The 15,171-nt window shown below is 49.0% G+C and carries 3 protein-coding genes; 1 reads left to right on the forward strand and 2 read right to left on the reverse strand.

Annotated elements, in window-relative coordinates:
- Positions 1-114 precede the first annotated feature (114 nt).
- Both CIL02_RS11645 and CIL02_RS11650 read right to left on the reverse strand, forming a co-directional pair.
- Positions 115-9,339, reverse strand: coding sequence for a SpvB/TcaC N-terminal domain-containing protein (locus CIL02_RS11645; protein ID WP_240513670.1), 9,225 nt, complete (start codon positions 9,337-9,339; stop codon positions 115-117).
- A 34-nt stretch (positions 9,340-9,373) separates the two neighbouring features.
- Positions 9,374-12,349 (reverse strand): T9SS type A sorting domain-containing protein, encoded by a 2,976-nt coding sequence (locus CIL02_RS11650; RefSeq protein WP_094401889.1) that lies wholly within the window; start codon positions 12,347-12,349, stop codon positions 9,374-9,376.
- A 438-nt stretch (positions 12,350-12,787) separates the two neighbouring features.
- On the opposite strand from CIL02_RS11650, the gene CIL02_RS11655 reads away from it, so the two are divergent.
- On the forward strand, positions 12,788-14,872 hold the full coding sequence (locus CIL02_RS11655; protein ID WP_170935085.1) for a hypothetical protein: 2,085 nt from the start codon (positions 12,788-12,790) through the stop codon (positions 14,870-14,872).
- The last annotated feature ends 299 nt before the right edge of the window (positions 14,873-15,171 follow it).

The raw sequence follows: 15,171 nt of genomic DNA on the forward strand, positions 1-15,171 counted from the left end.
GAAATTTATTATTATCCATACTACTATACCTATACTATAAGTTGTTATATTTTTCATTATAAATAATTATTATTGTCGGAGGAATAATTTATTCCTCCGACAATGTGTTAGAGATTATTCTTCTGTTTTAGCTTTAAACTCATTTAAGACTTTTTGGGGATCAATCCTTATAATTTTTCTATCTGCACCAAACCAAGATTTGATATTATCAAATATGATTGCATCTGAAGTATGTTTAGATGCTCCCAATGGTGAAAAGTCAGTACTGAAAAATGAGGTATCTCCTTCTCCTGCTTGAATCGCTTCGATTGAAATTGTGGTGCAATTATTGGTTAATAAATTGTATTCATCAATGACACGCGCATTTTCATTTCCTGCATATTTACCGATAGTCGGTATTTTGTCACTATTGTTGAATTTGTCTTGGAAAAACTTATCTACTTTAGCGTCTGAACCAGAAACAAACTCGTACACGACTGCCTTTCGGTTATTGATTTGATCCTCAATGAAATTTTTAGCTTCTTGACCCTTTAATATAATAAGGACACCTTCCCCTGTAGGAGTAGAATTACGAGCTGATGATTTATCTTTACCCAATGCAGCATAACGACCATAAGTATATACAGTTGTAGTACTACCGCTTCCTGTCGTTACAAAAGTATGTCCCAATTGTTGAAGTTCATAGTAAATTCTCGGTTTATAACCTTCAATATCTATAAACTTTGTAGGATTACAGATTACATAACAATATGTACAAACGTTATAATAATCTTCCTGCTTAGGATCCGTACTCGTCCATAAGCTAATCCTCGGGTCATAATATCTTGCCCCATAGTAGTACATACCCGTCTCCTCGTCAAATTCCTTTGCATTGAAGAGATAAGGCGTGTTCCATACGCTGTTGCGCTCCTCTATGAACACCTCTCCAAACGGCACATACTCGATGTGCTGAACTACCTCACCGTCAAGATTTGTGATGAAGCTGGAGCTTCCGAGGTGGTCGGGATGATAGAAGAACTGCAGGTTCTCGTAGTTGTCCGGGTCTTTGAACGACCTTGCGACAGCACGTGCCTGTGCTTTCGTCCGAGCCATCGCCGCCTCCATTGAGCCGTCGTTGCAGCAGAAGCCTTCGCCGTCAGCGTAGTTGTCGTTATCCTCGCCGTTATAAGGTACATCGAAGGACTTGTAGTTGTCCTTGATGACCTGCTGCTGTGCGGCATACTTCGCCTTGTAGTCAACTGACAGACCGTCGGTGTTTGCACCGGCATACTCTATGCGGCGTGGGTCAGAGCCGTAGGAGGCGAAATCGCCTATCTTCGACACGATTCTCTGCGAACCTGCGTAGATATGCTTGGTGTAACGGCCGCCTTGGTTGGCAACAAGGTACGGGCTGACATAGAGTGAGAACTTCGCGGTATTGGTAGAGCCACCGGAGAACACTCCGTTGACATATACCTGGTCGCTTTCGCCGGAAGTCTTGACCGTGCGCTCGCCGTCAGCATCATACCAGTAGTTGGACACGAAGCCGTTGTCGTCCACCGCGAGCAGACGGTTCTCCTCGTCCCAGATGAGCTTGCGCTCTCTTGTGCCGACTTCATTATGTCCATCCTTCATCATACGTCCGGTGTTCACATATACAAGATTTCCGTTCTTGTCATACAAATATACGTGATTGTTTTCGATATTATTGTCTCCCGGAGTCTCTTCCGTGCGATAATTCACATCTTTAACACTTGCAAGTTGGAATTTCTTACCGGCTTCAGTACCGTATGTGTATGACAGGTCATAGCCTACATTGAGCGTGCCGTTGAACTGCACGTTGTCCTGAGTCAGATGCTGGCTCTTCGATTTGATGCGGTGCATATTGTCGTAGCCCATGGCAAGGGTGTAGGACGCAGACTTGCTGTCGGCTCCTGTATAAGTACCCGTAGCGGAAACGAGACGGTACAGTCCGTCGTAGGTATAGGCATGCGACATCCGGCCGCCGGCATTGCCGCTGGCAGGAAGCGAGGCATTGTTCGCCACCGAGAGGACATTGCTTACAGCGTCGAAGGTGTAGTCGTTGTCCATGATGGCCGTGTTGCCGCTGTTCACCGCAAGGTTGCTCAGGCGACGGCGGTTGTCGTAGGTGTAGAACGTCTCCGCGCCGTTGCAGTACTTCAGGTAGCTGCGCTGCTCGAACTTGTCGTAGCCTAACTTGGTGATGTAGTCATAGCCGTATGACTTCTCGCCGCGAACCTTTTCAAGAAGGCCGCCGAGGTTGTAGGAGTAAGTCACCTTTTCCTCGTCGGGATAGATCATCTCCAGGAGGCGGTTGTGGCTGTCGTAAGTCCACTGGGTGACGTAGGTGGCAATCGCCTGGTTGGGCACGATGAGCGTGCGGCGGGTCTTCGTCACCTCGCCCATCTTGCCGTAGAAGTATTCGATGGCACCCGTTCCGTCCTCACGCATCATCAGGCGGCCGATGCGGTTGTGCGAGGCATTGCGTCCGCCGTAGTAATACTTCACGTTGTTTTCCGGATGGTCGGGATAGCTGATACCCGTCAGACGGTGGTAGTCGTAGGTATAGGTTATCATCTTGCCTTCCTCCGCCATATTCGCCGTCTGCTTGGTGAGCACGTTGCCGAGCGGGTCGTAGGTGAACGATGTCTTTCCGCTTGCTGGGTGGTTGACCTCCGTGCGGCGGTCGCCCATGTCGTAAACTGATGTCGTCACGTTGCCCTCAGTGTCCGTCACCCTCACGAGACGCTGGATGCCGTCATATTCAAAGGTGGTGGTAATCTCACCGTCCGGGCCGCTGTGCTGGATGGACTTGAGCGTCTTTCCGCTGCCGTTGGTGACAGTGGACTGGCTGTTGCCGAGAGCGTCCGTCACCTTTGTCACGAGAGCGTTTGAACCGCTGTCAAGGGTGTATTCTGTGGTCGTCTCCGATTCGTCAGGCAGTTTCACGCTCAACGCGCGGTCGAGCACGTCATATACCGTTACCGTCGGGGTTACATTGTCAAACGTGGTGCTGAACGAGGTCTTGCTGCCCATACCCTCAGTAGTGGGATAGTAAGCCTTTGCCACACGTCCGAAAGCGTCATAGACATTGCGTCCGCTGACAATCATCACGTTCTGGTCGGATGCACCGGAACCCTTCGCCGCCGTAGTCACGACACCGTCTTTCTTCACCTGGACGGGACGTCCGAAACCGTCAACGAATGTCACGGTCTCAAGGTCGTCGTTCGGGTGCTGGATGTCGTAATGCTTGGTCACTGCGTATGCCGGGGCTGTTATACCCGTCTCGCTGAAACCTGCCTTCTGCTGGTATTCAAACGCGATGATGTAAGGAACACCGGTCGCCAGCTCGTTAGGACCGCGAACCTTAGTCACACGACCGATATTGTCAAGCTCCGTCTCGTAGTAGAAGTTGTTGAGGTCGCGGCGTTCCAGTGCCATACCATAGCGGTAGTCGAAGTTGCCCGCCTCGCTGCGGTAGCCCCATGCGTCGTCGATACGCTCGACGTACATGTTCATCTCAGGCTCATAGCGATACTTGTACCACATACGCTGTCCCGTGCCGTTGGCCGGAAGCGTCTTCTGTATGATGTTGCCGTAGCGGTCATACTTGTAGTCGGTGACAGCCGTTCCGCTGCCGAGCTGCTGCGACACCTGCGTCAGATGGTTCGGGTACTTCGTGTCGTAAGTTGCCGACACGTTGTGATACATCGAGCCATCACCGCCGACAATGGTCACGTTCGTGGGAAGTCCGAAGATGTGCCTGTCAGCATTTGAGGTGTACTGGATGTTCGTCGCATAGTCATAGCTGCCCGAGCCATTGCTGCCGAGGCTGCCCTTGTCGCTGTAGCGGTAGGACTTCAGCTCTCCGTGGTGGCCGTTGAGGTAATACTCGTTCCATGCCTCGGAAATTACCATGCCCTGCGAGGTACCCTCGTACTGCTTGTTGGCCGTATAGCGGAGAGGAACGAAAGCCGATGCACGGTCGCTGTAGATAACATCCTGCTTTGTGAAGGAGTAGTTGTCCGCATTGGCGGTCATGCTGTATGTGTCATACTCGTTGACAGTCTCGGTGAACTTATTACCTGCTGCGTCAGAGACGTATGAAGCCACAAGGTTGCCGGACTTGTAGTAGTTGTCAACGGCAAATTCCTGAACGGACTGGCGATATACGCCGTCGCCTTTCTCTGTGTCAAGACTCTTGGTGATGACCTTGCCGAAGCCAAGGAAGTCACGCTCATGGCGATCACGGAAGCCGTCCGAGTATTCAAATGCCGTTTTCATCAACGGACCATCATCATGGATGCCATCATCGACGGTCAATGCCGACATCACCCACTTGCCACCTGGATGCCCGTAGGTCGGGGTCGAGTGCGCGTAATCCAGCTCGAAGCGTCCGCCGATGGAGTTGGTGACGGACTTCAGCATGTTGGTGCGGCCGATGGCCGAACGTCTTACGGTAAGTTCGCTCTCGCTGTCAGAGGTCACGATGTCAAGATAGCCGTCACCGTCCACATCCTGCAAAGAGTAATTTGTACGGTTAATGCTGTGGCTCAACGAAACACCGGGATTTGTAGATATTTTCAGAATCGGACCAACGGGTGAAAGAGGAACAGGAATAGACACTGTAAATGCGACATTTCCACCTTCGGATGTAGAAGCAGACTTGCTTAATGCGTTCGCACCTTGCCATACAAACGGAGTGTCGAATCCTACGCCGGTATTCAAAGCGACCATGATGCCATTGCCGGATTTCCAAACCTTGTCGGGTAATCCGTCTGAATTGACATCAGTAAGATTGTATTGTTCCTCATTCGCGGAAGTTACTATATTATATCCTCCGGCAAAGCTACTTGAACCTTGGTTATATCCGCCACCGACATTTGCCGTATATGACTGGCTCTTGCCACCCTGTATGCGGTCAATATCCCAGTCGATAGGCTCTGTGAAGGAATAGCCCAAATTTAGCCTAACCTTATTCCCTGATATGATTTTATCAGCAAGGCCATCGCCGTTCACATCAATAAAATTCTCAATATTCCAGTCTTCGTTCGATGGTGGGATGCTGAGAGAAGCGGAAATCGACCCCTTCGCCTTATTGCTTGACTCCTGATTGGCGGAGGTGTTCTTTCCGTTGGCAATCTGTTTAATGGTCGCTACTGCTGAGAGGATAGGATCGCTACCGAGTGCAAATCCCTGAGCCTTACTGCCGCTGCTGACAGTTCCCATGCCTTCCAGAGCCTCTCCACTGATACCGCCAAGCGTGTTGGTATATTGGATTTTTCCACCGGCGACAATATCCGGATAGCCGTCACCATTTAGGTCTATCATCATGGATTTTGTTTTGCTGTCACCGTTAGCGTCATTGTACGTGAATATGGCACCGCCTTGTACGACATTGTTATGGCTTACCATTTCCTGTGAAATGGCGACAGCTCCTGTCCCTTGTAGATGCTCACCGGCAAGTCCTGATACGTTTCCGATATTCTCAAACGGATTGGTAAGCACGACATCCTGTTCCGTCAAGCGTGCTGCGCCCATGTGGGTCGCAGTAACATATATTTCCTCGCGCTGCCCACTCCAACGGTCAATCTTATTCAAGTCTGTGCTTAATGGCGTGAACGCCATTGTCAATGGGTCAGGCTGCGCATTTTCATCTTGAGGCAAAACGAGCAAAGACTCATTGATTGGCTGTGAATAACGGTTTTCTGATGCGTTATAAACAAAACCGCCCCAGCCACGGTATAACGGTCCAAATCCAGTCTGATTATTAACCGCATAAAGGTTCGCACCGGCAGACTGGTATGTCAGAGCCGTTGGAGAACTTACCTGAACCGATACATTGGAAATGGAATTGCCCACATAGCTGTCGGCCGAGAATAATTCAAACCATATCTTATCCGTACCAATGTCAGATTTCAAAATGGCAATGGAATCATTCGCCACAGCACCGGTAGTCACAGCAAACTTCTTCTTTCCGAGCAGTCTGTCCACAGTCTTTACCGTGAGTGTCAGCTCTCCGTTATAGAGCATATTTGAGAATGTGACAACCGGCTTAACATATATGACGGTATCAGCCGTGCTTGAAACAAACGACGGAGCGTCTTTCAGATGATTTGCATATATGGTATAGTCTGGGGAAACCTGTCTGTTCTGCCGAGTCCCCAAAGAATCCGTAAAAGACAGTATCGGAGACCATTTTACAGCATCCCATCGTACATTGGATTGGGCACTTACCATAAAACGGAAGTTGGTAAGCCCATCGCTGTTGTCGAGTGTGACAGGAAGTTCGCCGTCGTGAATTTCATCCCATGCGAATGTCCTCGTAAACACTGTTTTCTCCAAATAAGCAGGATTATCGTTGCCATTGCCATCTTTCTTGTCGTTGAATCCGATAATACTTAATGTGATGTCATCCGTTGTCTGGGGCTTGTTGAAAGTTCCGGTAATTTCTACCGTCTCGTTTCCACCGTCTATACTTAATGATGTGGGAGCAAAGTACAATGCGCCTTCCTCCGGCTTATATACAGTTGTGGAATAGCCATTCGGCATAAATTCTTCCGTACCTGAATATGTAATGACCGGATGCCATGCCACCTCGTCAAATGCGCCGTTACTCATTTCCTCGTTACCGGATTGAACACGGAAATAGATGCGGTCGCCCTTGTTTACAGGTACAGACTGTGCCGTAGCATTATGCGCAGTGGCATCACCTTTGGAAATTGATTGGCTCCACAGTTCGGACCCACCTTTTTGAATGGCTACCCGTACACCATCAGCCTTGTCATACGCTTCTGTATCATAATCACCGGACGGAGCAATCAGAGAAACCGTACCGGATATGCTTACAATACCGTTTCTTGGTGCAACCCATACACGGACGGCATCTTCCATCGGAGACAATCGGATAATCTCAGCTTGTTCTTCCGGATCAACCGCCCCGACAGAAACATCAATCTTGGTGGGGTCGTAAATAATCGGACTCGGTGTATCGGCACTGCTGAGGGTAAATGTCGGAACAGCATTGCCCTGTGCGTCAAATTCTATATGATTGAAATATACTTTGCCGTTTGATACAAGGTCTATCAGACCGTCACCGTTTATATCAGAGAAATAAACTGTCGTTTTTGTCGTGGTTTTAGAAGCATCTGTACCAATGGTGGCTACAGCAGAACCCCATCCGGCTTTTACGTCGGCACCGCCGGAGTAAGTATTACTGCTGGAAGATGAAAAGCCGGATATTCCTATTACCTTTATCGGCTCTCCGTATTCAACAGTATTATTGCTGTTTCTAATCTGCGGACGGTAATAGACTGAACCTCCATCTTTATATACCTTATCTGGCAAACCGTCACCATTCAAGTCCACAAAGGTGGAAAGACCTTTTGAATTGTCATTGGAATAGCTGAAACTACCACCGATAGTGGAAGATGTGGACGAACTGCCGTCATAAATACCAACACCAGCATAGAAAGAGCCGCCGATAGAAGAACTTGTCGTGCCGCCGAGTGCGGTAGGCTTGTCGCTGAACATATCCATTCCCTGCAAGGGATTGATAAACCCTGCATCCAGTCCGTCATTATGCGTGTTCCATGTTTCCTCGCCATCCTTGAACGGCACGTATCCACTTGCCGACTGTACGTCGTCGTAGTAGTCGAACTTCTGGAATGCGAACTCCTGTCCCTGGTCGTCAAACTGGCGTACACCCTCAAGCAGGTCCTTGTGGAACGCGCCATCGACGTATGAGAACGTATAGCTGCGCAGTTCCTCGCCCATGAAGCTGACGGAAACCTTCTCAAGCAGCCTGTTTGAAGAAGTCAGATAACCGTAACGTGCGTTGTTGACCTTCTGCCGCTTGGTCTTGTTGCCGGTCAGCGTCACCACGGTATGAGGTTCGGTGCTTTCGGTGTTGCCCGCGCTGACCTTGGAAAGATAGACGGCCTTTGCCACCAGTCCTCCGCGCACAGGCTCGTCAGCCGCCGTGTACTCGTATTCTATCCAGTCACCGTGTGTCTCGACAACCTTCTTTAGCTTCCATTCGGAAATCACCTCGCGCGTGTTGCCGGAGAGGTCGGTAATCGTGCCCTTGAGCACGGCACCCTCGCCGCCGTAGGTATATACCACGCCCTGCTTGTCGGTCACTTCCCAGTAGTAGTTAGCAGGACTGTCGCCCTTGCGGATGATGCGTGAGAAGTCGCCGCCCTGACGGGTGTAGAACTGGCGGTCGGCCTTGCGTGCTATCTTGTCGCCACGGTGTGCGACGCTCATCGCGCCGTTGTCATCCATCGTGGATAGCATGGAACCAGAGAGCGAGTATGTCTCGGTCTCGTTTGCCAGGTCATAACGCGGAACACCCCAGCGGGTATCGAGTGTGATTGACGGTACGGAGAGGTCCCAGCCCTGTCCGAGCCATCCGTTGCCGCCGTCGCTGTTGTAGCTTATGGCGAGAGACGGAGCCATGCCGTTGCGTGCGGGAGGCATCTCGAAGGCATACTGCATGTTCGCCGAACCACGGTTGTTCGCCGTCGGCGGTGCGATGATGTTGAGCTTCGCCGTCGGGTCTGCCGCCTTGATGTCGTTCATCATGGTCGGGGCGAAGCCGTCGGTCTCGGGAGACTCGGGTGCCTGTATGACACCGTTGATCATGTCGGTGAAGTGGGTGGTCCTGGACTCCACGTATGCCAGTTCCTTGTTTACCCTCACACGGTCGAGAGCCACCCAGTGGCCCTTCTCGGTATCGTAGTAGAACGTGCGGATGTCGTCTTCCGTGTAACCGCTCGGAATCCTCGTGCGGTCATACTTCAGCCGCACGGTGGCACCCTCTTCCGTGAAGTGCGTGCCGTGAGGGAGGAAGCGGTAGCCGTCGCTCTCGCCCGTGACATTGCACATGGCGAAGTCAAGCTCCGGCAACGCCGCACTGTCCACCGCGCAGATGGAGAGGCTTACCGGGCGCAGCAGCCGTCCCTTCGCTACGGAGAGGGTACCGCCAGCCACGGAGATGCTGTCCGACTGTGCCGTGGTGAAATATTTGCGGACGGACCCGTCGGCGGAAACCTTGCCGCCTTTGGGCTTACCCTGTTCCGTCTTATTGTCGGGAACAGCCTCTTCCGCTTTTGTATTGCATGATGTAACCTCTTCCTTCTGTTGCGGAGAAGGATTGCCGCTTTCTGTAGCCGCCAATCCGGGCGATGCGCCGGAAGCGTCTACCACTATGCTGGTGCCGCTGTCCTCCTGCCGGGGCATGGCGTCTGCAGTCGAACCGGGATACAGGAATATCCCCGCCAGACCTGCCGCCGACAATATGACGGAAGCAACGGCTATGATATATGACCGTTTCATAATGTATTAGTTGTATTTGATAATGTGGTTTTTGTTATTTTGCCAGAATCTTCTGCGTGTGTTCGCCATCGTCGGTGATAGCCTTGACGATATATACGCCTGTAGCCGGAACACGGAAACGCGATGTCTTCACGACATCCCCCTCCATCTGTCCTTCATATACGAGTTTGCCCGTGGTGTCAAATACCATGAGGGTAGCAGGCCCTGACTTGCCTCGGTCGAGTACGGCATTGAAGATGCCGGTCGTGCCGTCTTCCCCGTGTACCGTGAGCTGGCTGTTCCTTTCGGACTGGCCGGCATCCTGGGTATCATGTTCAGCTTCGCCTATGACAACATCCGGTTTCGGTTCGATGCCATTGGGTGCTGACGGGTCACATTCGTTGCCGATATGTACCGTATATGCCACCGTACTGGTCTTCGGGGTCTCTATCTGTACGTTGCCGTTTATCTCAAAGTCCTCCACCGGTTTGCCGTCGATGGTGAGGTCGGTGATATGCGTCTCACCGCGTCCGTACTTGATGCAGACCCTCCAGAGGCGCAGCGTCCACGCGCTCTTCTTGAGGACCTCCACTCCGTTATGGTACCAGCGTACATAGATGCCGCTGATTTTCAGTCCGAGGGTGTCGCCCGGCTTGATGTTCACGCCCTGCGTCAGGCTCGTATATCCGTCGATGATGAAATACGCCTTGTCGCCGCGTACATCGTAGCCCCACTGCGTGATGTCCTCGACAACGGAGGGCTCTGCTCCGATGCGGTACCATGAGCCTGTCTCGGTCACGGTCCATTCAATCTCACCGCCTGTGAACCGACGGTCGGTGTGCGAATAGGTGGAGTACAGCAGATTGCCCTTGCCGTGGATGTCATTGCCGCCGCCCTGTGTGACCGTCAGCGTGTAGGTTCCGGTCGCCAGGTTGTCAATCCTGTGCGTGTCGCCCATGAAGCTGCCGCTTGCCACAACATCATCCTTGTTCATGCCTGCAACGGTATCGACCGTAAGGACATACTTGTATATCGGAGTGCCGATGTTTATCCCTATGTCAAGAGAGCCGTCCTTCTGCGGAACACCGTCAAGGCAGGTCGTGGGATGCGCCTCCACATCGGCGGATATGCCGTCGAAATAGGCGAAGGTGAACACATCGGAACCGCTGCCGTCGGCATCCCACAGGATGTTGTGGAACATCGTCTTGCCTCTGGTGATGTCAGGTGTGGAGCATTTCACCATCGTGGTCGTGCCCGTGTCGAAATGCCCTTCCCCTGAAGGGTCTATGAGCATGACAGTACGCTGACGACTGTAATGGTAGAACTCCTTTTCTGGGGTGAGGTTATGGGCCAGTTCGGCGAAGTAGCCGGTCTCGGCAATACCGTTGGTGCGGACGGAAGCCAAAACCAGCGGAGTCTCGGATGCTTCCGCGTTGATGACACCGTGCAAAGCGGAAGATTTCGCCTCGTCGGGAATCACGACGGTGTAAGCCTCCTTGCCCACGCCGTCGATGCGCAGACTGGCCACGCCGTCGGAAAGCGTCACGGAAATGTCGCCGCCGCTGGCATCCGTACCCACGGAAGTTGCGGACACCTGCCCGCCGGTAATACTCCAGACAGTACCGTCATTGCCGAAGCGGAAGCCGTATGAACATCCCTCGTCAGCGGAACCGCTGAAACCGACATCGAATGTCGGGTGTGCGGACGGACAGGAGAACTCGATGAATCCGTTGTTGTCAACCATATTGGGTGTCACGACCTTGCCTGCCGTTCCCGCATCCTGGCTTATCATGTCGAGGAAGCCCTTGGAAGTGACCGTCATGCCGTTTCCTGTCCAACGCACAGTGGCGGTGTCACCCATGACCGGCATATTCGTTTTCACGAGCCATGTGCGGTTCATGATATGCCACAGCGTGTCGTTGGGAGAGGTGTATGTCTCCAGCGAGCCGCCATCATCGCCCCAGAACAGGAAACCCTTGTCCGGCATGCTGTTCCCGTACTCGCGTCCCATGACCAGCAGGTGCGTCTCTGACGGAAGTCCGTAGGCGTTCGCATTGTGATAGCTGTCGTTTTCCGGGAGGGATGCATACAACGGTCCTTCCTCGTAGGAGGTAGTCGATACCGGCTGGCGGAAATCCCATGTGCTGTTGCGTGCCACGGATGTCACCCTGTTGTGGTAGGCACCGGCTTCATCCCTGTCCCAAGCGAGGTTCCCGTCTCCGTCAAGATAGGAGTCGTTGAGCGTGACGCCGTACTTCATGGCGAGATAGCTTTCCGCCCTGCGCCTCTCACCGGGAGTGAGCAGACGGTTGTAGATGAGCAATTCTGGCGTATAGCCCTCGAAAACGTTGTTGCCGAAGGCGGATGTGTCGAACGGGCCGTTGAAATGCTCGTTGGTAGCACTGTATGTCCCGCCGATGGTCAGCGTTCCGTTCGGGCCGCCCCATATCGAGGTGTTGGGTGCCGCCGCTCGGTAATAGGTCAGTACCTTGGTGGCATGCTCCTTGAAAATGTCCAGCGTCACGGAATCCTTGCCCGTATGCCGCAGATCCTCACCTTCGGTATTTCCATAGTCAAGCGGCGCAACCGAGCCGGGGCGCACAATCTTGTCGTTGGTGACAAGGCTGCCGCCGCCGTCACCGCTTGCGACACCGTAAATGACAGATTCGTTTGTAAAGGAATAAGGGGCAAACACACCGATAATGGTGGCTTGCGTAAGATTGGAACGGAGAAGGTCGCCCCACTTCGGGGAGTCGCCTTTGGAGAAATCAATCGCCGGATTGAAGTTGAGAAACTTGAGCAGGCTCTTGTCCTGCGTGAAAACGTAAGTCCCGGCGGTGCGGTTGTACGCATACAGTGATAATGAATCACCCGCAAAGTCGAACCAAAGGTAGCGACCTTGCAAATTACTGCTGACCGGTGCGGTCCTGAACCAGACATCCACGCCATCGTCGAATCCACTAGGGGAACGAGCGGGAAGCATGAGTGCCGATAACCCGAACAGGCCAGAAAAGAGGAGAGTCCTTTTCATAAGCGCAATGTGTTAAATGGTTGTACATTATGTAATGTTTTTGTTGTATGTCGGTTATCAGCGTGAAGTTCGTTGGGGGTGTGGCAGGACGTAGAGTCCTTTTGGGAGTAGATGTTCATTTTAAACCCCTCTAAACTGTAACTTCACGGCAAAGATACAAAGTTTACATAACAACTGTTATTTAAATCAGAATTAATTCTTAGATTTAACATCAATTAATAAAAATCTTTTAAGTATGCCCTGTTTAGATGACAAAAATGATGTTTTATCGAATCAAAATATATCAGAATGTCTTTGAACTTAAGGTATTTGAGACGCAATATCAGATATGTTTATTTAAGGCTTATATCAAGGAAAAGTGACGTGGCAAGTATTATGCGAATTTCAATGATGAACAAAACGGCATTTACACCTTTATTTATATATAATATAGCAAATTTGGACAAAACAGATAACAAATGTTATTTTATTCGGCTAAAAACTTGTCAGACTGAAGATTTTATAGTACCTTTGCGCCTTAGTATCACCGTTGTTGGCAATATTCTTGCTGAGAAGGTGAATACAGAAGGCTTTATTTTGTTAATGACAATGATTAAAAATAAGATACAACATATCATCTTTTTGCTGTCATCAGAAGAAAATTCTTCTATGGCTGACGGCAAAATTCTTCCTTGTGCCAATTTGCTTCATGCGAAAGCCCTAGTTATTGTGCTGATTTCTGTCATTATGTTGGTTGCCTGTGAAAGACACACACCAACATGGAAACAAATGGATATCGCAGAGAATCTTATGAATGCCAAGCCAGATTCAGCTCTTGCGGTATTGGATGGCATCCCAGTCTCTGATGTAAAAGGAAAAGAAGCATCAGCCAGGTATGCGCTGCTTAAATCTATGGCGTTGGACAAGAACTATATTGATACAACAACATTTAACATCCTTCAACCTGCTATTGATTATTATATTGAGCATGGTACTCCCGATGAGCGACTACGGACATATTATTATCAAGGTAGGATTTATCAGAATCAGGGTGATGATGATGCAGCTATGCAAAGCTTCATGCGGGGAAAAGAATTTTGTCAAGAAGCATCCGATACCTTGGCTATGGCAAACCTCATGGTCGCTCAGGCGACTATTCTGTATTCGACATATAAGATAGATGATTATATAAAGAATAATCTTGGTGCAGCAAAATTATATAAAGCCATTAATCGTCCAGATTATGAAATATCTTGCCTTGCCAATGTCTTGGACGGTAGTATTCTTAACAACGATAGAACTCTGGCAGACAGTGTTATGTCAATCGCGCAAGAACGAGTAAAGCAAAATTCAGAGTTAGGCATGGTTATTGCTCCATACGCCCTTTCTTACGCTTTAAAATTTGGTAATAAGGAAGATATTGTAGATATTCTCCATTATTATGAACACATGCAGAATCTGAGTGACGAGACTAAATTGGATATTGTAGAGGCATATTGCAAAATAGGTGATTCTTCTAATGCTAACCGTTTTATGGATTCAATAGACTCTACTTCAAAAGTGAGAACTTCTTTGAAATATCTGGCAATTCAATCTGACATTTTGGAATCACAAGGTGATATTGCTGGAGCATTGACGGCATATCGGAAGTTTTCGACCACCATTGACTCTATTCATATGAATATCTTTTCTCGTGATCTGCTGTTTGCCCAAGAACGCCATGAAATGGAGAAAGATAATTTGATGGAAAAACAAAGAGTTGATAAAATTATTTGGTTAAGTTTATGTATTGTATTTGTATTGCTGATTATCATCGGATATGTTTACTATCGCTATAGGCTGGGAAAGGCCAAAAGCTTGTTAGACACCCAAGAGAAACAAAGACTACAACTGGAACAGGAGAATCTCAAAAGAGAAAATGAAAACCTTGAATTGAGAAGTCGTCAAATTGAACTGGAAAGACATAGTCTTCAACAAGCAAATGAAAAACTCGAATTAGAGAGGCATAATGCTGTTCTTGAGAAACAGGCTGCTCAATTAGAGTGTGAACGTCAATCTTTGGCCGCAGAAAACCTTCGGCTCAAAATTGTACAACTTGAGAATGAAAGTGAAAGTCTTAAAGAAGTATTGAAAAAACAAAAAGATTTAGCCAAACCCATTGAAGATGCTATCAAAATAAGAATAGAAATGTTGAATGGGTTATTGGCTTCACGTATCACAGATAATGACTCATACGCAGAACCGTATGGTACTTGGAAAGATCAAATTATTCAAGATAAGGACGAGTTCATGAATACCACTCGTCTTGCGTTTAAGGCTTCCCATCCTAAATTTATTAAATACCTTGAACAACATGAACTTACTGAATCAGAGATAAATTATGTATGTCTTTATGCGATTGGACTCCGTGGAAAGGAAGTTGGTGAATATCTGCAGCTGAAAAGGCATTATCATATTAGCAGTGATGTACGTAAGAAACTTGATATTGATGAACATCAAACAAACATAGGCATTTACATTAGAAAACTTATGAAACAACTGTAGTTCTATCAGATAATTACTTTATACGTTCCGAACAGCCTATCTACTAAATCAGGTAAATGGATTGTTTTTTATAGTTTGTCCCTATATACAATTCAAAGTGTCAGATTTTGATGATAAATGTACAAAAAATAGACTATTTTTTAGTAGTAATACATTATCATTCAATATAATACAAAATTACCACGTTAAACTTTTATTGTCGCTTAAAAATAAAGATCATAGTATCTTTAACCATTATATAGTTGAAACCATCAATAAAGAACTAAGAATCATCAGTTCTCAAACCTCGCAATAAAACC

The organism is Prevotella sp. P3-122 (genome assembly GCF_002251365.1).
GTDB lineage: Bacteria > Bacteroidota > Bacteroidia > Bacteroidales > Bacteroidaceae > Prevotella.

Bases quoted from the DNA above. Each gene is read 5' to 3' on its own strand.
- CIL02_RS11650 (WP_094401889.1), bottom strand. From the start codon at position 12,349: ATGAAAAGGACTCTCCTCTTTTCTGGCCTGTTCGGGTTATCGGCACTC.
- CIL02_RS11645 (WP_240513670.1), bottom strand. From the start codon at position 9,339: ATGAAACGGTCATATATCATAGCCGTTGCTTCCGTCATATTGTCGGCG.